This is a genomic window from Sulfitobacter brevis (assembly GCF_900112755.1).
In the GTDB taxonomy this organism is placed as follows: Bacteria; Pseudomonadota; Alphaproteobacteria; order Rhodobacterales; family Rhodobacteraceae; genus Sulfitobacter; species Sulfitobacter brevis.
Window position 1 is genome coordinate 126595 of sequence record NZ_FOMW01000002.1, and the last position, 26667, is coordinate 153261.

The window sequence follows — 26667 nt, forward strand, 5'->3', positions numbered from 1 at the left end:
GCTGTAGCATAGTATCGCAACAGCGGGATCGAGAAAAGGCAATAATTCGTGACTAATCAAAGCATTAGCGCGCCAGACGCAGCCTTTGGGCTGCCAGTCGGCATGCCTGCTGACACTGCGCAATCTGCCTTGCCTGCCTATCCTTCACTTTCACTGACCCGCAGGGCTGCGCAATATGGGGCAATGCTGCGCGGCGGTCCGCCAGTCTTGGTCCCCGCCGAGGTGATCGCTGCCCATATCGTGACGCTGCCCAAAGCCGGATCGCGCCAGCGGGCCGCCTTGCTCACCTATGCGGTGGAAGACCGGATTGCCGCGCCGATTGACACCGTTCAAGTCGTCCACGGCCCCTTGGCCACATCAGGCGCAGGCGAAACACTGGCGCTGGTGCTTGCCCGCACTGTCTTTGCAGCATTCGAGACGCAGCCCCGTCCCGCCCTGCCCGATTTCCTCTTGATCCCCCGCCCCGTGGCCTCAGCGCAGAACCCCGCCTGGGCGGCTTGGCGCGATGGTGACCGAGTAGTGGTCCGGTCCTCGGACGGGACAGGTTTTGCCACGCCGGTCGAGATTCTGCCCATCCTCTGGGCGCGGGCGGGCAAGCCAACGCTGACCTCGCTGGCCGCAGCCTTGCCAGATAGTCTGCCCGCGCAGGACCTCTCTGCCGCCCCGCCGCCGCCTGATCCGCTCGATATGGCATTCAGCTTTGCCCGCCTGCGCCAAGACAGTGCCAACCGGCGCGGCATTGCCTTGTTTGTCGGTTCAGCGCTGGTGGCCGCGTTGATCGTGCATGTCGCACTGGCGATGTTTGATCTGTCGGCGCTACGCCGCCTCGCCCAGCAAGAGCGCGCCCAGGCACAAGCCGCGATTGCCGCCCCTTTGCCCGGCATCACCTTGGAAAGCAGCGATATTAACGCGATCCTCGCGCGCCTTGCGCCTGTCGCGGCGGTCCAACAGCAAGGCACCTTCCTGCCACTGCTCAGCGATGTCACTGCAGCGATGGCAGGGTTGCCGACCCCTGTCAGCTTTCGCAGGCTTGCATGGGGTGCGCAGGAGAGCAGCCTCGTAGTGCTGGTCGAGGGGCGCGGTTTGGATGACCTGCAACAGTTGCAACAAATTCTGGAACAACAAGGCTTTAGCGTGCGCAGTGGTGCCGCCAACGCCAACGGCGGTGCCGCAGAGGTCGAGATGCGGATCAGTCGCGGGGCCAGTCAATGAAGGCCTTTAACGCCCTGAGCACGCGGGAAAAAATCCTCATCCTCGCAGTTTTGCCTCTAGTCGCATTGTTTGCGGGCTACCGCTTTGTCTGGCAGCCTGTGCAGGCCGCAAGAAGCGAAGCGCGGGCCGAAATCGCAGCTTACCGCCTGGTCACCGACACCGCCGCATTGGCGCAACGCGGCGAGGCCCCTGCGCCCCGCGCGATCAACGACACGCCGATTGCAACCCGCATCACCCGCTCGGCGGAAGCCGCGGGTCTTTCCTTGCGGCGGATCGAACCTGACGGGCAAGGCAGCCGTGTAACGCTGGACGACACACCTTTTGCCACAGTGCTGACCTGGCTCGCCGATCTTGAGCAAACTGACGCAGTGACTGTTCGTGCGCTTGAAATCGACCGTCGCCCCGAACCGGGCGTCGTCTCGGCCCGATTGCTGCTTGAGGTCTTGCCATGAATGACATGCCCCCCGCCGCACGGCTTGCTTACGGCTTTGCGCAAACCAATGGCGTTGTGCTGTCGCACCGGTCGGGCAGCACTTTTTGCCAGTTTCGCGCCGATGCGCCTTTTGAGGCACTGATTGAAGCGCAGCGTATCCACGGCGGCCCCCTGCCTTACGAAGAAATCACCGCAGCCGAGTTCGAGGCGATCCTTGGCACGCTTTACCGCGATTCTGCGACCGAAGCAGCGCAGGTGGCGGCGGATGCCGATGATGATCTGGCTTCGCTGGCCGATACCGCCGCCTCTGTTGACGATTTGCTGGCGCAGAACGACGATGCCCCGGTAGTGCGGCTGATCAATGCACTGCTGCTGGAGGCCGTCAAGGAAGGCGCCTCGGACGTGCATATCGAGACCGAGGAGCGCCGCCTTCTGGTCCGATTCCGCGTTGACGGGGTACTGCGCGAAGTGCTGAGCCCCAAGCGCGCATTGGCGCCGCTGCTGACCAGCCGGATCAAGGTGATGGGCAAGCTCGACATCGCTGAAAAACGTCTGCCGCAGGACGGGCGCGTATCACTGCGTGTGGGCGGCTATGATCTGGATGTGCGGATTTCCACCATCCCCTCGCAGTTCGGCGAACGTGTGGTGCTGCGATTGCTGGACCGTGGCCAGACCCTGCGCGGCATTGACCATTTGGGGCTGTCCGAGCGGGATAATGGCGCGCTCAAACGCATCCTGTCACGCCCCGATGGCATGGTCTTGGTTACTGGACCTACAGGTTCGGGTAAAACCACCACGCTTTATGCCGGCCTTGATATGCTCAACGACCGACAGCGCAATATCATGACGGTCGAAGACCCCATCGAATACACGATGGACGGTGTCGGCCAGATGCAGGTCAATGCCAAGACCGATCTGAGCTTTGCCCGTGGATTGCGCGCCATTTTGCGCCAAGACCCCGATGTGATCATGGTCGGCGAAATCCGCGACCGCGAGACGGCGCAGATCGCTGTTGAATCGGCGATGACCGGTCACCTTGTGATCTCCACCCTGCACACCAACACGGCTATCGGCGCGGTGGCGCGACTGGTCGAAATGGGGGTGGAGCGGTTCTTGCTGGCCCCGATGCTGCGCGGGTTGATCGCGCAGCGGTTGGTGCGGCGAAATTGCCCCGAATGTCTGGGCGACCACCTTGTTACTCCAGCAGAAAGTGACCTGCTGGCGGGTAAAATCGCAGCTGGCGAGACAGTGCGTAAAAGTGCGGGCTGTGAGGCCTGCCACGACAGCGGCTATCGCGGGCGTCTGCCGCTCTACGAGGTGATCGAGATCGACACCGGGTTGGAGCGGATGATGCACGAAGGCGGATCGGAGGCGGCTTTGATCGCCGCTGCCCGCGCCCGCGGGCCTGGCATCCTGCTCGACGGTATCGAGAAAATGCGCGCCGGATTGACCACTGCCCAAGAGGTTGCCCGCGCGGTGCATGAGGATTCGGTTGTGCCACAGGATGTCTTCTGATGCCGGCGTTTGCCTATCAGGCCGTTGATCCGAATGGCAAAAATGCCAAGGGCATCATAGAGGCCGCCAGTGCGTCGGCCGCGCGCAGTGCCCTGCGCAGCCGCAAACTGGCGCCTGTCTCGGTCGAACCGACTGTGCTCAAGAAGGGCGCTGACGCACGCAAACCGCTGTTTTCACGATCCCGCATCTCGGGCCGTCAGTTGACGTTGGTTACGCGCCAGTTGGCCACGCTTGTTGGTTCGGGGATCGGGGTGGAGCAGGCGTTGAAAACAGTTGCCGACCAGAGCAGCACCCCCGTTGTCTCGTCGCTTTTGCTTAATTTGCGCGGAGCGGTTCTGGACGGGCGCAGTTTCGCGCAAGCCTTGGGCGATTATCCCCAGACCTTTGGCGATTTCTACCGCGCCTCCGTCGCCGCCGGAGAGGCCTCGGGCCAGTTGGGTCAAGTGATGGACCATCTGTCGGGCTTTGTTGAAACCCGTGCCAAGAACCGCCAGACTGTGCAACTCGCTTTGCTCTACCCTGCCATCCTCGCACTGGTGTCGCTGGCGGTGATCGTGGCGCTGCTGACCTTCGTGGTGCCCGATATCGTGCGGGTATTCACCTCGCGCGGGGCGGAGTTGCCTTTGCTGACGCGCACCCTGATTGCGCTGAGTGCCTTTATCAATCAATGGGGCTTGGTGGTTCTAGGGGGGATTGCAGGGGCCATTACCGGCATTGCCGCGCTGTTGCGGCGGCCTGCGATCCGGCTGCGTTGGCACCGGTTTCTGGCGCAGTTCCGGATAACCCGGGGGTTTTCGCTGAAAACCAATGCGGTGCAGTTTGCGGGCACTTTGGCAACATTGACTGTGAGCCGCGTGCCGCTGGTTGACGCGCTGGCCGCCGCCGCGCAGACCGTGCCGAACCTGCATATCCGCGCCAAGGTCATTCAAGCTGCAGCGCGGGTGCGCGAAGGTACGGCACTGTCGCGCGCGCTGGATGATGCGGGGGTGTTCCCACCGATGCTGATTGCCATGGTCGCCAGTGGCGAGGCGGGCGGTGTGCTCGGCACAACACTGACCCGCGCGGCAGATGATCAGGCGCGCGATCTTAATGCACTAGTGGCGGCCTTGGTCGCTTTGGTCGAACCGGCGGTGCTGCTGTTGATGGGGGGCATTGTGATGCTTCTGGTGCTGTCGATCCTGCTACCAATCGTGAATCTGAACAATCTGGTGAATTGAGGCGAAGGGTCAGAACAGGGTGGCGAAAGGGTATTCAATAATCATCGGCCCGCCGGTGGGCATGCCCGGCACCAGCGTCGCGCCCTCGGGCTCCACCCGTAGGATCAGGCGTTGGTCGCCCGTCACTGTCACCTGCGCCAAAGTGCCGTCGCGGTCGCTGAGCACGGCGCGGGCGTCGCTGCCCTGCGCACTGAGATCAAGGGTCATTTGCGGGATCGCCGTGGCGCGACCCAGAAGATCCTGGCAGGTGCCCGCGTCAATCTGGATCACGCCGCCCGCGCGGGCCGCGTCGCGTTGCCATGCCAGTGTCTGCACATCGACCACAGCGCGGGAGGTGCAGTCTTTCAACGGTGATCCCGGCAGCAGTGCCAACAAGCCCGGTCCTGCACGGCCCGCCACATCACTGGCCTCGGCGGCCCATGGCGATACCGTCAAGATACCCGTGAGCTGCGTATCTGGGCCCTGCAAGGTCCAATCGGACACCGCGCGCGTGGTCAAAACCGACCAGCCGCGCAGATCCCAGTTCAGCGTATATCCGCCGTCGAGCGTTGCCCGCCCCTGCCATGCGCTGCCATTAAGCCCTGTGACTTGAGGTGGGAGTATGACAAGCTCGCGCACAGCCGAAGCGGGTAAAGTCACGATCAATGCTACCGCGTAAACGAGGACCGCAAAACATGTCAGACCCAGCAGAAAGACACTCCGGCGCAACCATCCACGGCGCGGTGGGACGGGGGCTATCTCGACGTCGGATGCTGCTGGCTCTGTCTGGGTCATCGGCGGTTCTGGGGCTCTCGGGTTGTTCGGGGTTGGCACTGGGCGGGGATGATAAACTGCCCCCTGTGGGGACCGTCGGCAAAGCCGCCCTTCTAGCGCCCCTGTCTGGCGCGCGTGCGTCAATAGGTCAGATCATGGCCGCCGCTGCAAGCCTTGGTGGCAATCCAACTGGTGCGGATGCCGAAGTCACCGTCATCGATAGTGGTGAAACCGATGCTAGCGCTGTCGCTGCTGCGAAATCAGCAGTCGCAGGCGGGGCCAAGATGGTCTTGGGGCCGCTTTTGTCAGGGCAAAGCCGCGCCGTGGCGGCAGCGGTGGGGCGCAATGTACCGGTGGTATCGCTCTCGAACGACAGTTCTATCGCGGGGGGCAATCTGTTTGTTTTCGGCGTCACACCGCTGCAATCGGCCAAATCGATCCTCGGCTTTGCCGCAACACGCGGCAAGCGCAGTATCGCCGTGGTGGTGCCGCCCGGCGCTTTCGGGACGCTATCCGCCACGGCGGCGCAGTCTGTCGCAGCGGGCATTGGCGTAAATATGCCCCCGCCCCTCGTGGCGGCTTCCGGTGCCGGATTGGTCGACAAGCTGCGCAGCGCCAATGGCGGCGCCTTGCCCGAGGCGGTGTATTTGCCCGTGGTGGGTGGCCCGTTCGAGGAACAAGCCGCGGCCCTTCAGGCGGCGGGAGTGCAATTGCTTGGCTCCAACCAATGGGCCGCGATCGCTCCTTACCGTATCGCCTCCCTGCGCGGCGGATGGTTTGCCGCGCCCGATCCTGTGCGGTTTGAAGCTTTTGCCACGGCGCTTGAGGCAGACGGTCAAGGCGAAGCAGGCGTCGTGGCGGGATTGGCCTTTGATGCTGTCGAAATGGCCCGTATTTTGGGGCGGATCGGGAAACAAGACCGTAAGGGTCTGCTGCGCGAGGCCGGATTTGACGGGGTGCTGGGGCCCTTCAAGTTCCAACCCGATGGCCAGTGTTTGCGCGGGCTTGCAGTGCTCAGCGTGGCACAGGGTACAACAACGCTGATTGGCGCCACCACCGTATGACGGCGCCGCACCCGCGTGACGCAGGGATCACCCTGATCGAAATGCTGGTCGCGCTGATCATCTTTGCGATGGTTGGGATGGCGTCGTTTACGACGCTAGATACCATCCTGAAGGTACGCGCCCGCACAGACGGACGGCTGGAGCAGATCGCCCGTATCGACCGCGCGCTGCTGGTCTTTGGGCGTGATTGGGCTCAGGTCGACCCGCTGACAGTAACGCTGGCCGAAGGTTCTTTGCGCGCTGATATCTCCCGTGAGAAAAGCCTGCGGCGCTACCTGCTGCGCGATGGCGCGTTGATCCGCGAGAGCGGGGATACCCAGACCACCGACCCGCTGGCACAAGCCTTGGTCTATGACGTCCGCGACCTGCGCTTCGAAGTTATGGATCTTGAGCGGATTTGGCATGAGGGCTGGCCCAGCGACAGCCAGTTTCCCCAAGCGCGTGCCGTCCGGATGGCGTTGACCTTTGCCTCCGGTGAGACCTTAAGCCGCACAGTGGCTTTGCCACAGGCGTTGATAGAATGAGCCGCAATAGCCCTCGTGATGCGGGTGTCATCTTGGTAAATGTGCTGGTCGCCCTCGCCTTGGGGGCCGCTATCATTGTGCTGATGTTCACCTCGCAAGAAAACCTGATGGACCGCACCCGCCGTGCCGCTGCCGCAACCCAAGCGGAGGCGCTGGCACTGGGGGCCGAAGCATCAATGGTGGCAGCCCTGCGCCGCGACATGGAGCAAGCGCCCGATATCGATCACTACGCCGAAAACTGGGCGCTTGCCGCGCAAGAAGAGGTGGTACTGGCGACGGGCCGATTTTCGATCACCGTCATGGATGTTCGTGGGCGGCTCGACCTTAACGCGCTGAGCTTGGGCGGATTGGCACAGCAACTGGTATTTGCGCGGCTTACTACCTCCCTTGGCCTGCCCGACCGTGTGGCCACTACCGTGACCGACGCGCTGGTTCGGGGCGGCCCCGTACGCAGCTTGAGCGATATTGCGGGTCTCGATCCTGCGGAGCGGGCCAAGCTTGACCCTTATGTCAGCCTGTTGGCAACGCGCGGAGCGCTCAACGTCAATACAGCCGAGCAGACAGTGCTCGCTGCCGTTCTAGGTTCTGCCAGCAGTGCACGACAGTTGATCAAGTTACGGGAGCGCAAAGGGTTTTTGACCAAGTCCGATCTTGCAGAAGCGGGCGTTATCCTGCTCGGCGGGGTCGGATTTACTTCCGACGCCTTTGACATCATCAGCCGCGCCGAAGTGGATGGCACGACCGTCACCCTCAACAGCCGGTTGTTGCGCCAGACTGGCCTTGGCGTTCGTGAGGTACTGGTGACCGGGCGGTGGTACGGCATGTCGATCGGCGCCTTACCAGCGGTTGTTAGCCCCTAGCGGCCCGAAGCTCCTGACGCTCCGCATCTCACCGCCCCAGACAATGGGTACTAAAAAACGCGACCGCCCTAGGGCAGCCGCGTTGATTTGGGTTTTAGTTGATCGGGCGGGAAACTCACCTGCCCGATCTGTCGCCTCAAGGGTTGAAGGGTTCAACCAGCGGCGTCTTGACCAACGTCACATTCTCAAGCGAGATCGGTTCGGCATTGCGATCCTGCGCAAAGGCCCGGGCAAAGTCGGAGCCCAGTTGCGCAAAACCGGTCACGCCACCGCCGCCGCCACAGGCCACAAGGACCACAGCCAGAACCGCGAGGATCGAGATATTCTTTAACATAGGAATTCTCCTTTCCGGTGCGATTTAGTTGTTAGGTGAACCAGCAAGCGGCGTGTTCAGGTAAGGGAACGTTGCTTGCAATTCGGTGGCACGCAGAGGTGCGCCATCGGTGAATGGCACAAGGCCAGCTGGAGCAACAGTCGACGGATCGCCAGTGCCGCAAAGGCCGAGGTTGATGTTGTCGGCATCTGCACCCAACTCGTCACCAAGTGGAACGTCATGGCACAAACGGCCCATCATCACCCGAAGGGCAAGATCGACCACATCATCGCCAGGGCGACGACCGTTCGGGAAACCAGCCAGATCTTCGGCAAGCAGGCCAAAGGTGTTCTGCTCATCACGCGGCGTGATTGGCAGTGCCGTGTTCAGGCGCAGCATTTCCGACAGATCGGTTTCAGGGTTGAAGCCCTGTGGCTGGTTGGCCCCGGGGAAGCCGCTCAGGAAGGCAGCAACCAGATCGGCGCGCGGGAAGTTAGAGGGCGCGATATTGTCGGTCCCGAATTCGCTGTTGCCGTTGAATAGAATATTCAGCAACGCAGGCAAGGTCGGGTTGGTTACATAAACAGCCAGTGCTTCATCGATGATCGGCTCGGCGGCGTTGAACAGGTCTTTGTCCGGCATACCGATGACCACTTCGTTTACCAGCGGGTTCGACAGACGCGACTGCTGCACCCATGCACCACCGTAGATCGATGTTGCCTCGTAGGAAGGCGACGGATCTTCTAGTTCGGCTTGTGGCAGGCTTGCAGTTGTCCACGCACCGATCACTGTCTCGCTACCTTGCGTCAGGCAAGATGTCGGGATTTCGAGCGCAATTGATGTCACGTTCGATTTGCCGATCAGATCGTCGTTGGCACGATCCTGAACGATGCCACCCGCATTAAAATTATCCGAGTCATACTGCGGCCACATCGGATTTGCCGGGCCCTGGATTGGCACCAGATTGACCAAATCAAAGACTTCGCCAAGGTTAACCGCGAAAGCTTCGGCGCGCTGGCCAACGAAGGAACGGCCCTTCATGTCGCAACCGGGGATATCGACACTGGTGTAGATATAATTATTTGCATAGGCGCGGTAGTTCGGGATTGTTTTATTGCCGATATTGTCGATCGGCTTTTGGAAAACGGCACCGCCACGGGGGTTGGTCAGCGTTGTGCGTTCACCGCTGCGACGGTCACCACGGATCATGGTAATGCCGTAGCTCTCTGTTTCACCTAGCAAACCACCGGCATTCGGTTTTTCTTTTGAAATCTGACCCGCTGTGCGCAGCGGAATGGCCACATTGGTGCCGTCAATATCCAGCTGAATGCCAGTGCCATCTTTCAGGTTGTTGTCGAACTTGAACTGGAACGTGATCTCTTCTTCGGCGTCCGCGTCATTGCTGACGTGGATTTCATAGATCGCATCAGGGTCCATGGTGAAATAATTCGGGCCGCCGTAGGGCGCCTGAAGCGGCTGGTAGTTGGCGATGAAGGTCACATAGTCATCGCGGCCATCTTCGTAGCTGCGAAACACATAAAAGTCGGTGGCGTCAACTTTTGGCTGTTCAGTGATGCCGGGTGCCTCTCGGTGTGAGGCGGCATTTGCGAATGTCGCCGTCAGGCACAGTGCGCTCGCGCATGTCCCCCGCAACATATTGCGAATGGTAAGCTGCATGGATGTCTCCCTGGTTAACAATGTATTCATTATGACCGACGCATGTGCGACGAAGCCGTTTGAAATAAGTGCGCTTACCCCTCGTAAGTTCACCGCGGCTTAACTCATACACGTAGGGTTATTTAGTTAGTTTCAAGTTTCTGAAATTAATTTCTATGCGGCTCAAAAAAGGTCGAGCCGCCCGCCCCGCGTCATTGACTGGCGCATCAATTTTTAGGGAAATCTGCGCAGGTCAGGTGAATTTCCGGAACATCTTGGTCTGATCAAAGATCGCTTCCAGTGTCTCCATCCGGTCGCGTGTGTCGGTCCACAAGATATCCTGCACCGCAGAGATCATGGATTCGACCAGCAACAAGGGCATCACGGCAGAATCCCACGCCGAGGGCACCACAATCCGGCTGCTGAAACAGATGTCAGACAGGGCGTGCACCGGAGAGCGCCACTGGTCGGTCAGCAGAATGATCTTCGCGCCCTTGGCATGAGCAAGTTCAGACAACTTCAAAGTGTTGTTTTCATAACGGCGTACATCGAACACCACCACGACATCGCCTTCTTTCATATCCAGCACGTAATGCGGCCATGTGTTCGAGGTCGACTGGACATGGATGACGTCGGGCCGGATCACCTGCATGTGCAGAAACAGATACTCCGCAATCGTATGCGAAATCCGCCCGCCGACGATGAATATTTTACGCTTGGGATCGGCAATCAGCGCGCAGGCGGCGTCAAAGGCCGCGGGTTCGATCTGGGCCAGTGAATGGCGGATGTTCTCCATTACTGCGTCAGTAAAGCGGTTAAGCACATGGCCGGACGGCGCGCCTTCGGTCCATGTATCATGTTTGGAGATCGGGTTTTTGACCTTGTCGCGCAGCTCCTCGCGCAGTTCAGTCTGGAAATCCGGGTAGCCTTTGAACCCGAGCTTTTGCACCATCCGCAAGACTGTCGGGCCAGATACACCCGCATCCTTGGCCAAGGCTGACAAAGGCCCGAGCCCGCTTGCTGGGTAATTCTCAAGGATCGCTTGGGCCAGCTGTCGCTCGGCACGGGTGAGAGTATCAAGCGCCCTCTGAATGCGTTCCGCGATGGTGATGGCTTGTTGTGACAAGGTCGATACGCCCATTTTGATAGCTTTCATTACAGAACTACAGCAGATGTACGATTCGTTACAGATACTTGTTGACAGAATCCCCATGCCCCCTGAGTGTGACCGAAACTTGGGGGAATACCGGTGCCGCAAATCGCGTTGTCAGATACTGCTGAAATTGTGACAACGCTGGCTGGCGGGTCGGAAATTGTGCTGGTCTGTGAACATGCCTCCGCCCATATTCCGCCTGATTTAAACGATTTGGGACTGGCCGCTGTGGACCGGCTAAGCCATGCGGTCTGGGACCCAGGCGCGCTAGCCGTGGCGCAACACATGGCGCGCATGCTGGATGCGACGTTGGTGGCCAGCGGCATCTCGCGGCTGGTTTATGATTGCAACCGCCCGCCCCATGCGCCCGATGCAATGCCCGAACAAAGCGAGCTTATCCGCGTCTCTGGAAATCTCGGGCTGGATGCGGCGGCCCGCAAGGCGCGGACCGACAGCTATTACACGCCGTTCAAAACCACACTCGCAGCCGCAATTGCAGGGCGCAGTGATCCGATAATCATTACAGTGCATAGCTTTACGCCGACCTATCATGGCAAGCCACGCGCGGTTGAAATCGGGATTTTGCACGATACAGATACGCGCTTGGCGGATGCCATGTTGGCCATTGCCGCGCAATTCAGCCCGATGGCTATCCAGCGCAACGCGCCCTACGGCCCTGAAGACGGCGTGACCCACACACTGAGAGAGCACGCGATTGCAGGCGGGCACCCCAATATCATGCTTGAACTGCGCAATGATCTTATCGCCGACGACAGCGCCCAGCACGCGATGGCGCAGATGTTGAGCGACTGGATCACCGCAGCACTGAAAAACCTCGAACGGACCACACGATGATCAGGCTGGCACGCGGTTATATTAACACCATTGACGCGATCAACTACCGGCTGGGCCGGATCGTGATGTACGGGATTTTCGTGCTGATGGGCATCTTGCTGTGGTCTTCGATCAGCAAGACCTTCTTTCTGCCAGCACTTTGGACGCTTGAGGTCGCGCAGTTCACCATGGTGGCATATTACATTCTCGGCGGCCCCTACTCGTTGCAGCTTGGGTCCAACGTGCGGATGGACCTGCTTTATGGTGAATGGTCGCTGCGCCGCAAAGCGTGGACCGATGTGATCACCGTGCTGTTCTTGATCTTCTATCTGGGCGTGATGGTCTATGGCGCGATTGGCTCGACCGCCTATTCGCTGGGCTATTGGGGCACCGAGCCGATCTCGTTTTTTGCGGGTCTGATCACAGGCACCGAAGAGATCGGGCGGTTGGAGACCTCGCCCTCGGTCTGGCGGCCTTGGATGTGGCCGATCAAAACCATCATGATTATCGGGCTGTTTTTGATGCTGCTGCAATGCGTGTCGGAGTTGTTCAAAGATTTATTGTTGTTGAAGGGTGAGCCGGTCTGATGCCTTACGAAATGATCGCCACGCTGATGTTTGCGACGATGATGCTGATGCTGCTCACGGGGCAGCGGGTGTTTGGTGCCATCGGCTTTGTTGCCGTGATGGCCGCCCTGCTGCTTTGGGGCGACAAGGGTGGCTATGACATCGGGTTTTCCGCCGCGATGAAACTGATGAAGTGGTATCCGCTGCTGACCCTGCCGATGTTTATTTTCATGGGCTATGTGCTGTCTGAATCTCGGATTGCCGACGATCTGTACAAGATGTTCCATGTCTGGATGGGGGGCGTGCGCGGCGGGCTGGCGATCGGAACCATCGGGTTGATGGTGCTGATCTCGGCAATGAACGGGCTTAGTGTTGCGGGTATGGCAATCGGCTCGACCATCGCGCTGCCGGAACTGCTCAAACGCGGCTATGACAAACGGATGGTGACAGGGGTCATTCAGGCGGGATCGAGTTTGGGGATACTGGTGCCGCCTTCGGTGGTGCTGGTGCTTTATGCGATGATCGCGCGCCAGCCAGTCGGGCAGTTGTGGCTGGCGGGCGTCGTGCCGGGCTTGATGATGGCGGCGATGTTTATTGCCTATATTGTGATCCGCTGCTGGAAGAACCCCGCGCTGGGGCCTGTCTTGTCGGTTGAGGATCGCGACATTCCCCGCGCCGAAAAGCTGCGCCTGCTTCGGGCGGGCATCCTGCCGCTGGTGATTTTCGCGGTGATGATGGTACCCTTCGTCAACGGCTGGACCAGCCTTGTAGAAAGCTCGGCCATCGGTGCTGGGGCTGCATTCTTTGCGGCAGTGCTTAAGGGCCGCATGACCAAGGAAGTCTTCGAGAACTCGGTGCGCAATACGCTGGGCATCACCTGCATGTTCATGTGGATCATCCTTGCGGCGCTGGCATTTGGCGCGGTGTTTGACGGGTTGGGCGCGGTTAAGGCTATCGAGGGGCTGTTCACCGACCAGCTTCACCTCAGCCCGTGGACGATCCTCATCCTGATGCAGCTTTCGTTCATCCTGATGGGCACGTTTCTGGACGATACGGCAATGCTGGTGATCGTCGCCCCGCTTTATGTGCCGCTGGTCGGCGAGCTTGGCTTTGATTTGATCTGGTACGGTATCCTTTATACCATCACCACGCAGATTGCTTATATGACGCCGCCATTTGGCTATAACCTGTTTCTGATGCGGGCCATGGCCCCGCCGGAGATTACCCTGCGCGACATCTATGCCTCGATCACACCCTTCGTGCTGGTCATGGTTCTGGCGCTGGTGCTGGTGATGGTCTTCCCGCAGATCGCCACTTGGCTGCCCGATTACGTCTACGACAAATAATAACGAGAATCGCCAGTAAGGCGGCTTGATCATTCAACAATGGAGAGACCTATGACAACTCGCAGAAAATTCCTTCAAGGCGCGGCGGTTGCGGCCCCCGCAGCCCTTGCAGCCCCGTCGATCGTACACGCGCAGTCCGCCATCAAATGGCGCATGCAGACCTATGCCGGTGCGGCATTGGGTGAACATGTGACCAAGCCTTGTGTTGATTACATCAATGCGGCTGGCAACGGCGAGATGGAGATCGAACTGTTCTACGCCGACCAGATCGTGCCCACCGGCGAGCTTTTCCAAGCGATGCAGCGCGGCACCATCGACATGGTCCACTCGGACGACGACTCAATGGCGTCGCCCACGCCGCTGCAGCAGTTCGGCGGCTATTTCCCTTTTGCGACCAAACACATCCTCGACGTGCCAGTGCTGTTCAACCAGTACGGTCTGGCCGATATCTGGCGCTCGGAGTACGAAAAAGTTGGCGTCGCGTGGCTGTCTGCTGCGGGTCAGGATCCGTGTAACTTCAACACCACCAAAGAGATCAAGTCGGTCGCCGATCTGGATGGCATGAAGCTTTACACCTTCCCCACCGCGGGCCGCTTCCTGTCGCGCTTTGGCGTGGTGCCGGTAAACATTCCTTACGAGGATGCCGAAGTTGCCGTGCAAACCGGCGAGCTTGACGGCATGGCTTGGTCGGGCATCACCGAAGACTATACCGTTGGCTGGGCCGATGTGACCGATTACTTCCTGACCAATAACATCTCGGGCGCGTGGATCGGCTCGTTCTTCGTCAACCAGCAGCAGTGGATGGATCTGCCTGATCACCTCAAGCAGTTGGTGATGGCAGGAATTGAGGCAGGACACACCTATCGCAACCAGTGGTATTGGGGCGGCGAGGCGCGTCTGCGGGCACAGGGCGACAAGCTCAAGCTCAGCACAGTGCCAGCTGGCGAATGGGCCGAAGTTGAAACCGCGGCCAAGGAATTCTGGTCCGAAATCGCCGAGGAAGGCGAAATCCACTCGAAAATCGTGCAAATCTTCCGCGACTATAACGAGGTCATCAACAAAGCTGGCCCCCCCTATACAAACGGTTGATTTAAGCTATCCAAGGCGGGCCGATACGGCCCGCCGAACACCCCTCCTCCAAGGAACGAACCCATGCCGCGCACATTGAGCTTTGACGACCTGAAAACCGCTGTTGCAGAAGGCACCATCGACACCGTGCTGGTCTGTCTGGTGGACATGCAGGGCCGTCTGATGGGCAAGCGTTTCCACGCGGTCAACTTCGTCGAAACCTCGTTCAACGAGACACATTGCTGCAATTACCTGCTGGCAACTGACATCGAAATGGCCACGCCCGATGGCTTTGCCTCGACCTCGTGGCAGTCAGGTTACGGCGATTATGTGATGAAGCCCGATCTTGAGACCATCCGCCCTGTGCCCTGGCTTGAGGGCACTGCGATGGTGCTTTGCGATGTCTTGGACCATCACAACCACCCTGTCCCCCATTCGCCCCGCGCGATCCTGAAAAAGCAGATCGCCCGTCTGGCCGAGCTTGGCTTTGAGGCGATGATGGCGACGGAGCTTGAGTTTTTCCTCTTTGCCGACAGCCTTGATAAAATCCGCGAAGGTGGCTTCCGTGAGCTGACGCCAATCAGCGGCTATAACGAGGATTATCACATCTTCCAGACCACCAAGGAAGAGAACGTGATGCGCCCGATCCGCAATCACCTCTATGCCGCCGGTCTGCCGATTGAAAACTCCAAGGGCGAGGCAGAGGCTGGTCAGGAAGAGCTCAACATCCGCTATTCCCCTGCCCTTGATTGTGCCGATTACCACACCATCGCCAAACATGCGGTCAAGGAAATCGCGTGGCAGCACGGCCATGCCGCGACCTTCTTGCCCAAATGGCACCGCGACCGCGTCGGCTCCTCCAGCCACGTGCACCAGTCGCTGTGGAAAGACGGCACGCCGATGTTCCTCAACAAGGACGACGACCTTGGCATGTCGGAACTGATGAAGAACTATATGGCCGGGTTGATCGCCTTTGCGCCTGATTATACCTATTTCCTCGCGCCCTACGTCAACAGCTACAAGCGTTTCGCAAAGGGCACCTTCGCACCGACGAAAACCGTTTGGTCGGTCGATAACCGCACTGCCGGTTTCCGCTTGTGTGGCGCTGGCACCAAAGGCGTGCGGGTCGAATGCCGGATTGGCGGCTCGGACCTGAACCCCTATCTGGCCCAAGCGGTGATGCTGGCCGCAGGGATCAAGGGGATCGAAGATAAGATGACCCTCGCCGCGCCGAGCAAGGGCGACGTCTATGACGACGCCAAAGCAGGCGACATTCCGCAAACCCTGCGGGCTGCCTGCGAAAACCTGCGCGGCTCTGCCTTCCTGCGCGAGGTTTTGGGCGATGATGTGGTTGACCATTACACCCGCAGCGCCGAATGGGAGCTGGAAGAATTCGACCGCGTCGTGACCGACTGGGAAATCGCCCGCGGCTTTGAACGGGCTTGAACGCCCTTTGTGAAGTGAAAGACACACCATGACCAAGACAACCAAATGTATCTCGCCAATTGACGGATCGGTCTATGCCGAGCGTGAATGCCTGAGCAAGGACGCCGCCCTTGAGGCCGTGGCCCGCGCCCGCAAAGCGCAAAAAGCATGGGCCGCGCGCCCTTTGCAGGAGCGCATCGACCTCGTGCTCGGCGCGTTGGCGGAAGTTGAGCGCACCCACGACCGGATGGTTACCGAACTGGCGCATCAGATGGGCCGCCCGACCCGCTATGGCGGCGAGCTTGGTGGCCTGAAGGAACGCGCCACCTATATGGCCAAAATTGCCCACGACGCGCTGGCCCCGACTGTCATCGAAGACAGCGCCGCCTTTAGCCGCAAAATCACCCGCGAAGCGCATGGGTTGGTCTTTGTCGTGGCCCCGTGGAATTACCCCTATATGACCGCCAACAACACCATCGCGCCTGCGTTGATCGCGGGCAACGTGGTAGTCCTGAAACACGCCGCCCAGACCATTTTGGTGGGCGAGCATCTGGCCGATGCCTATCACGCGGCCGGCGTGCCTGCAGATGTGTTCCAGAACATCGTGCTGGACCATGACACCACCTCGGCGCTGATTTCCGAAAACGCGTTTGATTTCATAAACTTCACCGGCTCTGTTGGCGGTGGTCAGGCGATGGAGCGCGCCGCCGCTGGCACCTTTACCGGCGTCGCCACTGAACTCGGCGGCAAGGATCCGGGCTATGTTCGTGCCGATGCCAATCTGGATGCCGCTGTTGACGGGCTGATGGATGGCGCGATGTTTAACGCCGGTCAGTGCTGCTGCGGGATTGAGCGGATTTATGTGCACGAGAGCCTTTATGACGGCTTTGTGGAAAAGGCCGTGGCTTGGGTCAATGCGCTGAAGCTTGGCAATCCGCTGGAGGAAGCGACCACCCTTGGCCCGATGGCCAACGTCCGTTTCGCGAAAGAAGTCCGTGCCCAGATCGACGAAGCGCTGGCTGATGGCGCAACGGCCCATATCGAAAAGATGCCTGCCGATGATGGCGGTGCCTACCTCACACCACAAATCCTGACAAATGTGACCCACAACATGCGCGTGATGCGCGACGAAAGTTTTGGCCCCGTCGTTGGCATTATGTCAGTGAAGAACGACGAAGAAGCCATTGAATTAATGAATGATTGTCAGTTTGGCCTCACGGCGGCGATTTTCACCGCTGATGCCGAAGCAGCCGATGCCATCGGCGCGCGGCTGGAGACTGGCACTGTGTTGATGAACCGCGCCGACTACCTTGATCCTGCCCTGTGCTGGACCGGTTGCAAGAACACCGGACGCGGCGCTGGCCTGTCGGAACTGGGCTATCACGCCTTGACCCGTCCCAAATCCTACCACCTTAAGAAAGCCTGAAGCATGAGCCTTACCGCCAATTGGTCATACCCCACCGCGATCCGTTTCGGCGCGGGCCGGATCTCGGAAATCGCTGCCGCCTGTGCCGCTGCTGGCATCGCCAAGCCATTGCTGGTCACCGACAAAGGTCTCGCGAGCCTGCCGATCACGCAAAAAACTCTCGACCTGCTGGACGCTGCGGGCCTTGGCCGCGCTATGTTCTCGGACGTCGATCCAAACCCGACCGAACAAAACGTCGATGCGGGCGTCAAAGCCTACCAAGCGGGCGGTCATGATGGGGTCATCGCCTTTGGCGGCGGCTCGGGGCTTGATCTGGGCAAAGTCGTCGCCTTTATGGCAGGCCAGACCCGCCCGCTGTGGGACTTTGAGGACATTGGTGACTGGTGGAGCCGTGCCGACGCCGACGCCATCGCGCCCATCGTTGCCGTGCCGACGACCGCTGGCACCGGATCGGAAGTGGGCCGCGCCAGCGTCATCACCAACTCCGAGACCCATGAGAAGAAGATCATTTTCCACCCAAAAATCCTGCCGGCCGTGGTGATCTGTGATCCCGAACTGACCGTCGGCATGCCGCCCGCCATCACCGCAGGCACCGGCATGGACGCTTTCGCGCATTGTCTCGAGGCTTTCTGCTCGCCGCATTACCACCCGATGTCACAAGGCATCGCGTTGGAAGGCATGCGGTTGGTGAAGGAATACCTGCCCCGCGCTTTTGCCGATGGCAGCGATATTGAAGCACGTGGCCAGATGATGTCTGCCGCCGCGATGGGTGCGACTGCGTTTCAAAAGGGCCTTGGCGCGATCCATGCGCTTAGCCACCCCATCGGCGCGGTGCACCACACCCACCATGGCACCACAAATGCTGTCGTGATGCTGCCGGTGCTCGACTATAACCGCGCGGCAATTGAGGATCGTCTGGCCATGGCCGCGCACTACCTTGGTATCGACGGCGGCTTTGACGGCTTCCGCGCATTTGTCGCCGATCTGAACAAGAATCTCTCGATCCCTGCCAATCTGACCGAACTCGGCGTGAAGAACCCCGATATCGACGCGCTGGTCGCGTCTGCGCTGCGCGATCCCAGTGTCGGCGGAAACCCGATCGAGATGACGGCAGAGAACACCAAAGCACTGTTCGAAGCCTGCTTCTAAACACCCGACAAGGCCGGATGCCCCGACGCGTCCGGTCTTGCAGCCCCCTGCTGATCCGGCCATTCTCACGGGCATGACAGCAAACACACCCATCACCCTAAAATCCAACGCTATGAGCGCCACGGTCCTGCCGCTGGGCGCCGCACTTGTTGGCCTGCGCCTTGGGGCCTCTCCGCGCAATCTGGTGCTGGAATATGCCACCCCTAACGCCCGCAGCGCCAAGCCGACCTCGGCAGGTGCGCTGGTCGGGCCGGTTGCGAACCGCATCCGTGACGGGCTGGCAGAGATCGACGGCCAGACTTACCAGATGCCGCTGAACGAGAACGGCCAGACCAGCCTGCATTCAGGCCCTGACGGGTTGCACGCACAGCTTTGGCAGGTGGCCAAGCAGCACCCGCACGCGGTGACGTTCACCTGCACCCTGCCTGACGGCACCAACGGCCTGCCCGGCACCCGCCATTTCACTGCAACCTACAGCATTGCAGAGACCACGCTCACCCTGCACATCACCGCGACCACGGACCGGACCACTCCGATCAACGTCGCCTCACACCCTTACTGGAACCTCGACGGCGCGCCCGACATCACCGGCCATACCCTGCAGGTCGCGGCGCAAAGCTATTTGCCCACAGACGCGATGAACCTGCCCACCGGAGAGATCGCGCCCCTGCACGGCACCGCGTTTGATTTCACCACCCCGCGCCGCCTGAGCCGCGATCCCGCGCTTGATCTCAACTTCTGCCTCGCCCATGCGCCCCGCGCCACCCCACAACCCGCCGCAACCCTGCGCGGATCCGATGGCACCACGCTAGAGATCGCCACGACCGCGCCCGGCTTGCAGGTTTATGCTGGCAGCAATCTTATGCAGGCCGAGACCGCACTGGCCGGCAACCCCGTTCTAGCCCCCTATGCCGGTGTCGCCCTAGAGCCACAATTATGGCCTGACGCGCTGTTTCATAAGCCATTTCCCGCCATTTTGTTGCGCACTGGCGAGACTTGGGAGCAAACCACACTTCACCGCTTCACGGCCCCTTGACACCGGCAAGGAATGGTCACAATTGCGCCCATCTGTCGGCCAGAAGGTCCGGCACTATCCTGTGAAGGGATCGCCCTAATGTAGGGACCCCTCACAACGAGGAGCACGACGATGGCCCGACTTGACACAACGCGCAGCCCACAAAAGCCGAGCGCGCAACCCACACAAATGAACCAGACGACAGCCGCGAAACCACCCGCGCGCCCGGCCCCGATCATCACCGATTACGCCAGCCTTTAAACAGGCGACAGCCCTGCCCGTTTGCGGTAAACCAGCGCCATGACGACGCCGGTTTCATCTATCCGCAACCTCGGCCCCGCTTTTGAGGCCAGTTGCACTGCAGCAGGCATAACATCTGCCGAAATGCTCCGCGAAATGGGTGCGGATGTCGCCTATGCGCGGCTGTTGTGTAACGGGACCAAACCCCATTTCATCGGCTACTATGTGCTGGTCATGGCGCTGCAAGGCCGCCCGTGGAACGATTGCAAAGGCGCTGAAAAAGCCGCGCTGCGCGTAAAGTTCGACGCCTTAAAGTCTAGCTCCAGTGACCCCGCCCAGACCGAATTCGAGCGGATGATGAACCTGATCGGCGTCCGCTCCGGCTAAACGCCCACGGAACTTGCGCGCCGTATGATGCGTTGTCTTTGGAACCTCCAAGGAACAACCACAATGACCCCTCACCAGCCCGCCCATTCCGCCGACCTTGCCCGCCTACGCAAGCTTGCCACGCGCATGGACAGTGCCTTCCGCCTGCCGATCATTGGTGTGCGCGTTGGCTGGGACTCGATTATTGGCCTGATCCCCGGTGTCGGTGACGCCGCCGCCCTGCTGCCGTCAGCTTATATTATGAAAGAGGCGCACCGGATGGGCGTGCCGCGGGCCACACTGGCCAAAATGGCTGCCAACGTTGGTATCGATTTCGTCATCGGCTCGGTCCCCTTGGTGGGTGACCTCTTTGACGTCGGTTGGAAATCTCACCTGCGCAACGTCGACTTGCTAGAAGGCCATCTGACCCGCGCGGCGCGCATTACGCCCGATCCAAGGGATATCGAGGGGCAATTTTCATCGCATCACGCGAACTTAAACAGGAGCGCGAATGTCCGCTCCTAAACTCCTACTATAAAACAAAAAAGGCCGCTTCTCAGCGGCCTTTTTTCAGTCTGAACTGGCTCGAAACCGATCAACCGACCAGTTCAAGACCCGAGAAGAAGTACGCGATCTCAACAGCAGCCGTTTCAGGCGCATCGGAACCGTGGACGGAGTTTTCGCCAACGCTTTCAGCGAATTCAGCGCGGATTGTACCTGCGGCTGCATCCGAAGGATTGGTCGCACCCATGACTTCACGGTTCTTTGCAATGGCGCCTTCGCCTTCCAGAACCTGAGCTACGATTGGCGCGGACGCCATAAATTCACACAGTTCGTCATAGAACGGACGCTCGGCGTGCACTTTGTAGAATTCGCCAGCCTGAGCTTTGCTCAACTGGATACGCTTTTGTGCGACAACGCGCAGACCTGCGTCTTCGAATTTCTTGTTGATCGCACCGGTCAGGTTGCGGCGTGTTGCATCGGGTTTGATGATCGAAAATGTGCGTTCAAGGGCCATGGGGCGTCTCCGGTTTAACGGGCCCCGGTTTGTCCAGAGCCGCATATTACATCGGCGCCCCGTTAGCATGGCTCATGCCGCTTGGAAAGGGCAGCGGCTGTTGGCTCTCGCAAAAACCGATAAACCCGCCGCGTGCCGCTTCCCCCTGCCGAAAGGCTCTGCTACAGCCCGCGCATGTTACGCATCTCAGAAATAAATTACTCCGTCGAAGGTCGCCCCCTGTTCGAACAGGCCAGCGCCGTCATTCCCGCAGGCCATAAGGTCGGCCTTGTTGGCCGCAATGGCGCCGGCAAGACCACCTTGTTCCGCATCATCCGTGGCGAGCTTGGGCTGGACGCAGGCGCGATCTCGCTGCCGTCGCGCGCCAAAATCGGCGGTGTCGCACAGGAAGTGCCCTCCTCCGAGACCTCGCTGATCGATACGGTGCTCGCCGCCGATACCGAACGCGCCGAACTGATGGCCGAATCCGAGACCGCCACCGACGCGACCCGCATTGCTGATATCCAAGCGCGTCTTGCCGATATCGATGCATGGTCCGCCGAAGGCCGCGCCGCCGCGATCCTCAAAGGTCTGGGTTTTGACGACGAAGAACAGCTGATGCCCTGCTCGGATTTCTCCGGCGGCTGGCGCATGCGCGTGGCCCTTGCTGGCGTGCTTTTTGCCCAGCCCGATCTGCTGCTGCTCGATGAGCCGACCAACTATCTCGACCTCGAAGGGGCGCTCTGGCTGGAGAACTACCTCGCGCGCTATCCTCACACGGTGATCATCATCAGCCACGATCGTGGTCTGCTGAATCGCGCGGTTAGCGGCATCCTGCACCTCGATGAACGCAAACTGACCTATTACCAAGGCCCCTACGATCAATTCGCCCGCCAGCGCGCCGAACAGCGTGCCGTGCTGACCGCGATGGCCAAGAAACAACAGGCCCGCCGCGACCATATGCAGTCCTTCGTGGACCGGTTCAAAGCCAAGGCTTCCAAGGCCAAACAGGCGCAGTCCCGTCTGAAGATGATCGAAAAGATGGATATGATCACGCCGCCCGAAGAGGTCGCGCGCAAGGTATTCACCTTCCCCGAACCCGAGGAGCTGTCGCCGCCGATCATCAACATCGAGAACGGCTCGGTCGGATATTCCGAGGGCAATCCGGTGCTCAGCCGTCTAAATCTGCGCATCGACCAAGACGACCGCATCGCGCTGCTTGGCAAAAACGGCCAAGGTAAATCGACGCTGGCGAAACTGCTCTCGGACCGTCTGCCGCTGATGGCGGGCAAGCAGATCAACTCGAACAAACTGCGCGTTGGCTTCTTTGCCCAGCATCAGGTGGACGAGCTGATCATCAACGAAACCCCGTTGCAGCATATGATCACCGCACGCCCCGGCGTAATGGCCCCAAAACTGCGCGCCCAGCTTGCAGGCTTCGGGCTCGGCGCTGAACAGGCAGAAACCGAAGTAGGCCGTCTGTCGGGCGGCCAAAAGGCCCGCCTTTCGCTGCTGCTTGCCACGCTCCACGCGCCGCATCTGCTGATCCTTGACGAGCCGACCAACCACCTCGACATCGAATCCCGCGAGGCCCTCGTCGAAGCGCTGACCCGTTATACGGGCGCGGTGATCCTCGTGAGCCACGACATGCACCTGCTGTCGATGGTCGCAGACCGGCTTTGGCTGGTATCAGATGGGACGGTCAAACCCTATGACGACGACCTCGACGACTATCGCCGCTTGCTTTTGACCCCGTCCAAACCGGTCAGCAAAGCGGGCGTTGCCCCCAAGGCCGCGCCAAAACCCAAACGTGCCAGCCGCGAAGACGTGCTGGCCCTGCGCAGCGAAGTCCGCAAGGCTGAGGACCGCGTCACCAAGATCAACGACATGCGGGATAAGCTCGCCAAAAAACTTGCCAACCCCGACCTTTACGAAAGTAGCAAAGTCGGCGAGCTTGAAGTGTGGAACAAGAAATACGCCGAAGTTATGGACGCATTGGAGCGGGCCGAATCCATCTGGATGGGTGCCCTCGAAAAGCTGGAAAAAGCTACGGCCTAGTTCCTTTTGACTTAAAACATCCCCGGGGTCCGGGGTCCGCGCCCCCCGGGAACATCATATGCTAACACTCGACACCGCCTATATGATAACCGCGCTGGTCACCATGTTCGTGGTGATCGATCCTATCGCGATCGCGCCACTTTTTCTGGCGTTAACGCGCGGCATGTCCCCCGCACAACGGCGCCTGATCGCATGGCGCGGCGTCTTTGTTGCCGGTCTGGTCTTGGCCGTATTCGCAGCCTTCGGCGAGGCCGTGCTCGGCTTTATCGGCATCTCGATGCCTGCCTTCCGCGTGGCCGGTGGCATCCTGTTGTTCATCACCGCCCTCGACATGCTCTTCGAGCGCCGCACCAAGCGCCGCGAGGACCAAACCGAGGATGATCACGACGATCCTTCTGTCTTTCCCATCGCAATCCCGCTGATCGCGGGCCCTGGCGCCATTGCGTCGGTGATCCTGCTGACCAGCGAGAAACCCGGTGCCGAAGGGCTGATTACCGTGCTCGCGATCACCGCGCTGACGCTGGTCGTCATGGGATTGGTTCTGCAAGCCAGCGGCGCCTTGGAACGGGCGATTGGCAAATCGGCGATTAACGTTCTGACCCGCTTGCTCGGCATGCTGCTTGCCGCCTTGTCGGTGCAATTCGTGCTCGACGGGCTGAGCGCCTTCGGTTTCGGCCCCGGCGTAGGCTGACAGACCGACCGCGCGTACCTATATCTGTCAGACAGCCGCGCGAGGAGTCCCCATGGCAGACGTTGAAACCGGACATCTGATCTATCTGATTGCGCTCTTGGCGGTGGTCGGCGGCTGGTTTTTTATGCAGGGCCGTGAAGGGCTTAACAAAACCCTGCAATACGCCGCGGTCTGGGGGCTGATATTTATTGGCGCGATGGCGGGTGTAGGGCTTTGGCAGGACATCAGCAAGGACACCACCCCCCGTCAGTTCAACCTCAGCGAAAGCGGCCAGATCATTTTGAAACAAGCCCGCGACGGCCACTATTATCTCACCGCGCGGGTCAATGATGCCGCCGTTCGCTTTGTCGTAGATACTGGCGCCACCGATATTGTCCTGACCGAAGCCGATGCGCAGCGCGCCGGCATTGATACCAATGGCCTAAGTTATCTCGGGCGCGCTACCACAGCCAATGGCGAAGTGCGTACCGCATACGTCCGCCTCGCCGAATTCCGGCTTGGCGATCATATCGACCGAAATGTCGGGGCTGTGGTCAACGAAGGCGAGATGCAGCAATCGCTTTTGGGCATGGGCTATTTGCAGCGCTGGGGCCGGATCGAAATTTCGCAGGGCGAGATGATCCTGACCCGCTGATCGAAATTTATTTCTCGGCCTTTTTCTCCCAACGGCCGCTTTCTTCCGACCAGTATTGTGCCGAAGCCCCCGCCGCCGTAAGCGTTTTCCATTGCTCTCGCGCCCGCGCCAGAGCGGCCTCGTCATCGCCGTCAAACAAGATGCACACCCGTTCCAGCGCTGCGACTTCGGTTGCCTCTACCTCGGCGCCGCCCACGGCCATCACACAGCGCGGCTGGTTTGTGGCCTGCATTTGCGTTGTCAAAAGCACCGGCTGGTCCGCATCGTGCGGCCCGCCCGCCATACCGTGCGGCAAAAAGCTGTCTGCAGCCCCGCCCCAGAGCGCTACGTCCAAGGCCTCAAGCTGTGCTGAGTGCGCCCCGCGCACGGCCACGGTCCAACCGTTTTCAAGTGACTTGCTTAGCAACATCCGCAAGGTTTCCACCAAGGGGCGCTGGGTAAGATGATAGAAATAGGCAGCACCCATGGCGTTAATCCTGTGTTGTGATCCCGCGTTGCGTAAAACCGGGCGGCGCGGCACTTTCGGGCACCCCGCCGCCCAACGGTTTAATCCTTGGTTTCAAACCGGTCCATTACCAAACGGTTCAGCGCTGCCACACCCCAACCCGTTGCACCTTTAGGCGCCAACGCCGTCTCGGATTTAACCGAGGCCACGCCCGCAATATCAAGGTGGATCCACGGGGTGCCTTCTTTGACAAACCGCTGCAAGAACTGCGCCGCGGTGATCGAACCGGCAGCGCGCCCGCCTATATTTTGCATATCGGCAACGCGGCTTTTGAGCATGTCATCATAGGCCTGACCCAGCGGCATCCGCCACGCACCTTCGTTTTCGGTCTGCGCCGCCTTCAGGAAATCACCGCACAATGCGTCATCGTTTGAGAAAACCCCTGCATTTTCATGGCCCAAGCCAACGATGATCGCGCCGGTCAGCGTCGCCAGATCAATCATCGCCGCAGGCTTGAACGCTTCCTGAGCGTGCCACATCACATCGCAAAGCACCAAACGCCCCTCGGCGTCGGTGTTAATGACCTCAACCGTGTCGCCCTTCATTGAGGTGATCACATCGCCCGGACGGATCGCGCTTCCGGAAGGCATATTCTCGACGATGCCCACCAACCCGACGACGTTGGCCTTGGCCTTGCGCAGCGCGAGGCTGCGCATCACCCCTGCCACGACGCCCGCGCCGCCCATGTCCATCGTCATGTCTTCCATGCCCGCGCCGGGCTTGAGGCTGATGCCACCGGTGTCGAACACCACGCCCTTGCCGACCAAGGCCAAGGGTGCAGCATCTTTCGCGCCACCGTCCCAGCGCATGATCACCACATACGACGGGCTGTCAGACCCTTGACCAACGGATAAAAGCGTTCTCATTCCGAGCTTTGCGAGCGCTTCTTCATTCAAAACTTCAACCTTAAGCCCAAGACTCTCCATCTCTTTCAGCCGTTCAGCGAAAGCGTTTGTAGTCAGATAGTTGGCAGGCGCATTGACCAAATCGCGGGTCATGAAGGTGCCTTCGGCAATTGTCAGCAGCGGTGCCATCGCCGCTTTGGCCTCTTCGGGCTTGGCACACATGATGCTGACCTGCCCCGCACGCGGCGTGGCGGCAGATTTATGATCATCAAAACTATAGTCACGCAGGACCAAGCCGTAGCCGACCTCGGCAACGCGCTGGACCGATCCTGCGACCACCAGCATTTCCGCGTTGCCGCGCAGCTTTGCCAGCGTCGCGCCAGCTTTGCGGGCCTGTGTCACGTCAGGGCGGCGCGCCAAATGGATGACGTCGACCGCTTTGGCTTTCATTCCTGCCGGATAAGCCATTGTTATCACGTCGCCTGGCTTGGTCTTGGCAAAGTCCGCGCTCTGCACCAGTCGCAGCAACGCGCCACGGCTCAGCTTGTTGATGCGCGCACTGCCGCCCCCAAGTTTTGCATCCGGCGCGATCAAAACGGCGATGCGCCCTTCGAATTCGGCAAACTGCTCGATGTCGGTTTCAATGAAGCTCAGGGGGGTAAGATCGGTCATGTATCGCGCCTTGATTGAGGGGTCTCGGCAAATCTAGCCCGCCCGTTCCCGAGTGACCAGCCGATCTGCGCAGATAGCAGTTTTCCCCCGCCTTAAACTACATTAAGATCGCGCCAAACGCCGACAGAGC

At 60.1% G+C, this 26667-nt stretch carries 28 protein-coding genes; 21 read left to right on the plus strand and 7 right to left on the minus strand.

Annotation, left to right across the window (positions count from 1 at the left end; translation table 11 throughout):
* Window positions 1-48 precede the first annotated feature (48 nt).
* From gspL to BM174_RS03110, 4 genes are read left to right on the plus strand one after another with little or no spacing between them, the layout of a single operon-like run.
* Window positions 49-1212, plus strand: coding sequence for a type II secretion system protein GspL (gspL, locus tag BM174_RS03095; protein WP_093922374.1), 1164 nt, complete (start codon window positions 49-51; stop codon window positions 1210-1212).
* On the plus strand, window positions 1209-1664 hold the full coding sequence (gene gspM / locus BM174_RS03100) for a type II secretion system protein GspM (protein WP_093922375.1): 456 nt from the start codon (window positions 1209-1211) through the stop codon (window positions 1662-1664). Before gspL ends, gspM begins: the two co-directional genes overlap by 4 nt.
* Window positions 1661-3160 carry a GspE/PulE family protein gene (locus tag BM174_RS03105; protein WP_093922376.1) on the plus strand — a complete coding sequence of 500 codons (1500 nt, stop codon included), beginning with the start codon at window positions 1661-1663 and terminating at the stop codon, window positions 3158-3160. The genes gspM and BM174_RS03105 overlap by 4 nt, the downstream gene beginning before the upstream one ends.
* Window positions 3160-4377 (plus strand): type II secretion system F family protein, encoded by a 1218-nt coding sequence (locus BM174_RS03110; protein ID WP_093922377.1) that lies wholly within the window; start codon window positions 3160-3162, stop codon window positions 4375-4377. Before BM174_RS03105 ends, BM174_RS03110 begins: the two co-directional genes overlap by 1 nt.
* Before the next feature lie 9 nt (window positions 4378-4386).
* Here BM174_RS03110 and gspN read toward each other — a convergent pair whose 3' ends face one another.
* Window positions 4387-5016: a type II secretion system protein N gene (gene gspN / locus BM174_RS03115; protein ID WP_177209399.1), complete on the minus strand. Its 630-nt coding sequence runs from the start codon at window positions 5014-5016 to the stop codon at window positions 4387-4389.
* A 35-nt stretch (window positions 5017-5051) separates the two neighbouring features.
* Here gspN and BM174_RS03120 point away from each other — a divergent pair, with 35 nt between their 5' ends.
* Genes BM174_RS03120 through BM174_RS03130 form a run of 3 tightly spaced genes read left to right on the plus strand, consistent with a single transcriptional unit; the run spans window position 5052 to window position 7578 of the window.
* Complete coding sequence (locus tag BM174_RS03120) at window positions 5052-6194, plus strand: penicillin-binding protein activator (RefSeq protein WP_177209400.1); 1143 nt, start codon at window positions 5052-5054, stop codon at window positions 6192-6194.
* Window positions 6191-6718, plus strand: coding sequence for a type II secretion system protein GspJ (locus BM174_RS03125; RefSeq protein WP_093922608.1), 528 nt, complete (start codon window positions 6191-6193; stop codon window positions 6716-6718). The genes BM174_RS03120 and BM174_RS03125 overlap by 4 nt, the downstream gene beginning before the upstream one ends.
* Entirely contained in the window at window positions 6715-7578 is an 864-nt protein-coding gene (locus BM174_RS03130) for a type II secretion system minor pseudopilin (protein WP_093922380.1), read from the plus strand. Before BM174_RS03125 ends, BM174_RS03130 begins: the two co-directional genes overlap by 4 nt.
* 136 nt (window positions 7579-7714) lie before the next feature.
* Here the strand turns inward: BM174_RS03130 and BM174_RS03135 are convergent, their stop codons facing one another.
* The 3 genes from BM174_RS03135 to BM174_RS03145 all read right to left on the minus strand — a co-directional run bounded on the left by BM174_RS03135 (window position 7715) and on the right by BM174_RS03145 (window position 10703).
* Complete coding sequence (locus tag BM174_RS03135; RefSeq protein WP_093922381.1) at window positions 7715-7912, minus strand: hypothetical protein; 198 nt, start codon at window positions 7910-7912, stop codon at window positions 7715-7717.
* A 24-nt stretch (window positions 7913-7936) separates the two neighbouring features.
* Window positions 7937-9568, minus strand: a complete 1632-nt coding sequence (locus tag BM174_RS03140) for a DUF4331 domain-containing protein (protein ID WP_093922382.1) — start codon at window positions 9566-9568, stop codon at window positions 7937-7939.
* A gap of 232 nt (window positions 9569-9800) precedes the next feature.
* Window positions 9801-10703 carry a MurR/RpiR family transcriptional regulator gene (locus BM174_RS03145; protein WP_245766251.1) on the minus strand — a complete coding sequence of 301 codons (903 nt, stop codon included), beginning with the start codon at window positions 10701-10703 and terminating at the stop codon, window positions 9801-9803.
* 93 nt (window positions 10704-10796) lie between these two features.
* On the opposite strand from BM174_RS03145, the gene BM174_RS03150 reads away from it, so the two are divergent.
* The 11 genes from BM174_RS03150 (at window position 10797) to BM174_RS03195 (ending at window position 20660) form a co-directional block, all read left to right on the plus strand.
* Window positions 10797-11555, plus strand: coding sequence for an N-formylglutamate amidohydrolase (locus BM174_RS03150; RefSeq protein WP_245766252.1), 759 nt, complete (start codon window positions 10797-10799; stop codon window positions 11553-11555).
* Window positions 11552-12121, plus strand: coding sequence for a TRAP transporter small permease subunit (locus BM174_RS03155; RefSeq protein WP_093922383.1), 570 nt, complete (start codon window positions 11552-11554; stop codon window positions 12119-12121). The genes BM174_RS03150 and BM174_RS03155 overlap by 4 nt, the downstream gene beginning before the upstream one ends.
* A complete protein-coding gene (locus BM174_RS03160; protein WP_093922384.1) occupies window positions 12121-13446 on the plus strand; it encodes a TRAP transporter large permease in 1326 nt (441 codons plus the stop codon). Before BM174_RS03155 ends, BM174_RS03160 begins: the two co-directional genes overlap by 1 nt.
* Window positions 13447-13497: 51 nt before the next feature.
* Window positions 13498-14535: a TRAP transporter substrate-binding protein gene (locus tag BM174_RS03165; RefSeq protein WP_093922385.1), complete on the plus strand. Its 1038-nt coding sequence runs from the start codon at window positions 13498-13500 to the stop codon at window positions 14533-14535.
* Window positions 14536-14598: 63 nt separating this feature from the next.
* Complete coding sequence (locus BM174_RS03170) at window positions 14599-15960, plus strand: glutamine synthetase family protein (protein ID WP_093922386.1); 1362 nt, start codon at window positions 14599-14601, stop codon at window positions 15958-15960.
* Between the two features lie 28 nt (window positions 15961-15988).
* Window positions 15989-17365, plus strand: coding sequence for an aldehyde dehydrogenase family protein (locus tag BM174_RS03175; RefSeq protein ID WP_093922387.1), 1377 nt, complete (start codon window positions 15989-15991; stop codon window positions 17363-17365).
* 3 nt (window positions 17366-17368) lie between these two features.
* On the plus strand, window positions 17369-18514 hold the full coding sequence (locus BM174_RS03180) for an iron-containing alcohol dehydrogenase (protein ID WP_093922388.1): 1146 nt from the start codon (window positions 17369-17371) through the stop codon (window positions 18512-18514).
* 73 nt (window positions 18515-18587) lie between these two features.
* On the plus strand, window positions 18588-19550 hold the full coding sequence (locus BM174_RS03185; RefSeq protein WP_093922389.1) for an aldose epimerase family protein: 963 nt from the start codon (window positions 18588-18590) through the stop codon (window positions 19548-19550).
* Window positions 19551-19661: 111 nt separating this feature from the next.
* Window positions 19662-19790, plus strand: coding sequence for a hypothetical protein (locus BM174_RS21545; protein ID WP_281244828.1), 129 nt, complete (start codon window positions 19662-19664; stop codon window positions 19788-19790).
* Window positions 19791-19829: 39 nt separating this feature from the next.
* A complete protein-coding gene (locus BM174_RS03190) occupies window positions 19830-20156 on the plus strand; it encodes a TfoX/Sxy family protein (protein WP_093922390.1) in 327 nt (108 codons plus the stop codon).
* 63 nt (window positions 20157-20219) lie between these two features.
* Window positions 20220-20660, plus strand: coding sequence for a DUF4112 domain-containing protein (locus tag BM174_RS03195; protein ID WP_093922391.1), 441 nt, complete (start codon window positions 20220-20222; stop codon window positions 20658-20660).
* A gap of 70 nt (window positions 20661-20730) precedes the next feature.
* Here BM174_RS03195 and ndk read toward each other — a convergent pair whose 3' ends face one another.
* Complete coding sequence (gene ndk, locus BM174_RS03200) at window positions 20731-21153, minus strand: nucleoside-diphosphate kinase (protein ID WP_093922392.1); 423 nt, start codon at window positions 21151-21153, stop codon at window positions 20731-20733.
* Window positions 21154-21327: 174 nt separating this feature from the next.
* Between ndk and BM174_RS03205 the strand changes: the two genes are divergently transcribed.
* The 3 genes from BM174_RS03205 to BM174_RS03215 are packed head-to-tail and all read left to right on the plus strand — an operon-like array spanning window position 21328 to window position 24515.
* Complete coding sequence (locus BM174_RS03205; RefSeq protein WP_093922393.1) at window positions 21328-23190, plus strand: ABC-F family ATP-binding cassette domain-containing protein; 1863 nt, start codon at window positions 21328-21330, stop codon at window positions 23188-23190.
* Between the two features lie 58 nt (window positions 23191-23248).
* On the plus strand, window positions 23249-23881 hold the full coding sequence (locus BM174_RS03210) for a MarC family protein (RefSeq protein ID WP_093922394.1): 633 nt from the start codon (window positions 23249-23251) through the stop codon (window positions 23879-23881).
* A 52-nt stretch (window positions 23882-23933) separates the two neighbouring features.
* Window positions 23934-24515: a retropepsin-like aspartic protease family protein gene (locus tag BM174_RS03215; RefSeq protein ID WP_093922395.1), complete on the plus strand. Its 582-nt coding sequence runs from the start codon at window positions 23934-23936 to the stop codon at window positions 24513-24515.
* A 7-nt stretch (window positions 24516-24522) separates the two neighbouring features.
* Here the strand turns inward: BM174_RS03215 and BM174_RS03220 are convergent, their stop codons facing one another.
* Together BM174_RS03220 and BM174_RS03225 are read right to left on the minus strand one after the other, a co-directional pair.
* Window positions 24523-24981, minus strand: a complete 459-nt coding sequence (locus BM174_RS03220) for a DNA polymerase III subunit chi (protein ID WP_093922396.1) — start codon at window positions 24979-24981, stop codon at window positions 24523-24525.
* Window positions 24982-25061: 80 nt separating this feature from the next.
* Window positions 25062-26537, minus strand: coding sequence for a leucyl aminopeptidase (locus tag BM174_RS03225; protein ID WP_093922397.1), 1476 nt, complete (start codon window positions 26535-26537; stop codon window positions 25062-25064).
* Between the last annotated feature and the right edge of the window lie 130 nt (window positions 26538-26667).

Coding starts and splice junctions, on each gene's coding strand:
- BM174_RS03180 (WP_093922388.1), top strand. CDS start 17,369: ATGAGCCTTACCGCCAATTGGTCATACCCCACCGCGATCCGTTTCGGC.
- BM174_RS03215 (WP_093922395.1), top strand. CDS start 23,934: ATGGCAGACGTTGAAACCGGACATCTGATCTATCTGATTGCGCTCTTG.
- BM174_RS21545 (WP_281244828.1), top strand. CDS start 19,662: ATGGCCCGACTTGACACAACGCGCAGCCCACAAAAGCCGAGCGCGCAA.
- BM174_RS03110 (WP_093922377.1), top strand. CDS start 3,160: ATGCCGGCGTTTGCCTATCAGGCCGTTGATCCGAATGGCAAAAATGCC.
- BM174_RS03155 (WP_093922383.1), top strand. CDS start 11,552: ATGATCAGGCTGGCACGCGGTTATATTAACACCATTGACGCGATCAAC.
- BM174_RS03185 (WP_093922389.1), top strand. CDS start 18,588: ATGACAGCAAACACACCCATCACCCTAAAATCCAACGCTATGAGCGCC.
- gspM (WP_093922375.1), top strand. CDS start 1,209: ATGAAGGCCTTTAACGCCCTGAGCACGCGGGAAAAAATCCTCATCCTC.
- BM174_RS03105 (WP_093922376.1), top strand. CDS start 1,661: ATGAATGACATGCCCCCCGCCGCACGGCTTGCTTACGGCTTTGCGCAA.
- BM174_RS03190 (WP_093922390.1), top strand. CDS start 19,830: ATGACGACGCCGGTTTCATCTATCCGCAACCTCGGCCCCGCTTTTGAG.
- BM174_RS03220 (WP_093922396.1), bottom strand. CDS start 24,981: ATGGGTGCTGCCTATTTCTATCATCTTACCCAGCGCCCCTTGGTGGAA.
- BM174_RS03175 (WP_093922387.1), top strand. CDS start 15,989: ATGACCAAGACAACCAAATGTATCTCGCCAATTGACGGATCGGTCTAT.
- BM174_RS03165 (WP_093922385.1), top strand. CDS start 13,498: ATGACAACTCGCAGAAAATTCCTTCAAGGCGCGGCGGTTGCGGCCCCC.
- BM174_RS03145 (WP_245766251.1), bottom strand. CDS start 10,703: ATGAAAGCTATCAAAATGGGCGTATCGACCTTGTCACAACAAGCCATC.
- BM174_RS03160 (WP_093922384.1), top strand. CDS start 12,121: ATGCCTTACGAAATGATCGCCACGCTGATGTTTGCGACGATGATGCTG.
- BM174_RS03140 (WP_093922382.1), bottom strand. CDS start 9,568: ATGCAGCTTACCATTCGCAATATGTTGCGGGGGACATGCGCGAGCGCA.
- BM174_RS03120 (WP_177209400.1), top strand. CDS start 5,052: ATGTCAGACCCAGCAGAAAGACACTCCGGCGCAACCATCCACGGCGCG.
- BM174_RS03130 (WP_093922380.1), top strand. CDS start 6,715: ATGAGCCGCAATAGCCCTCGTGATGCGGGTGTCATCTTGGTAAATGTG.
- BM174_RS03205 (WP_093922393.1), top strand. CDS start 21,328: ATGTTACGCATCTCAGAAATAAATTACTCCGTCGAAGGTCGCCCCCTG.
- BM174_RS03225 (WP_093922397.1), bottom strand. CDS start 26,537: ATGACCGATCTTACCCCCCTGAGCTTCATTGAAACCGACATCGAGCAG.
- BM174_RS03210 (WP_093922394.1), top strand. CDS start 23,249: ATGCTAACACTCGACACCGCCTATATGATAACCGCGCTGGTCACCATG.
- ndk (WP_093922392.1), bottom strand. CDS start 21,153: ATGGCCCTTGAACGCACATTTTCGATCATCAAACCCGATGCAACACGC.
- BM174_RS03135 (WP_093922381.1), bottom strand. CDS start 7,912: ATGTTAAAGAATATCTCGATCCTCGCGGTTCTGGCTGTGGTCCTTGTG.
- BM174_RS03195 (WP_093922391.1), top strand. CDS start 20,220: ATGACCCCTCACCAGCCCGCCCATTCCGCCGACCTTGCCCGCCTACGC.
- BM174_RS03125 (WP_093922608.1), top strand. CDS start 6,191: ATGACGGCGCCGCACCCGCGTGACGCAGGGATCACCCTGATCGAAATG.
- BM174_RS03170 (WP_093922386.1), top strand. CDS start 14,599: ATGCCGCGCACATTGAGCTTTGACGACCTGAAAACCGCTGTTGCAGAA.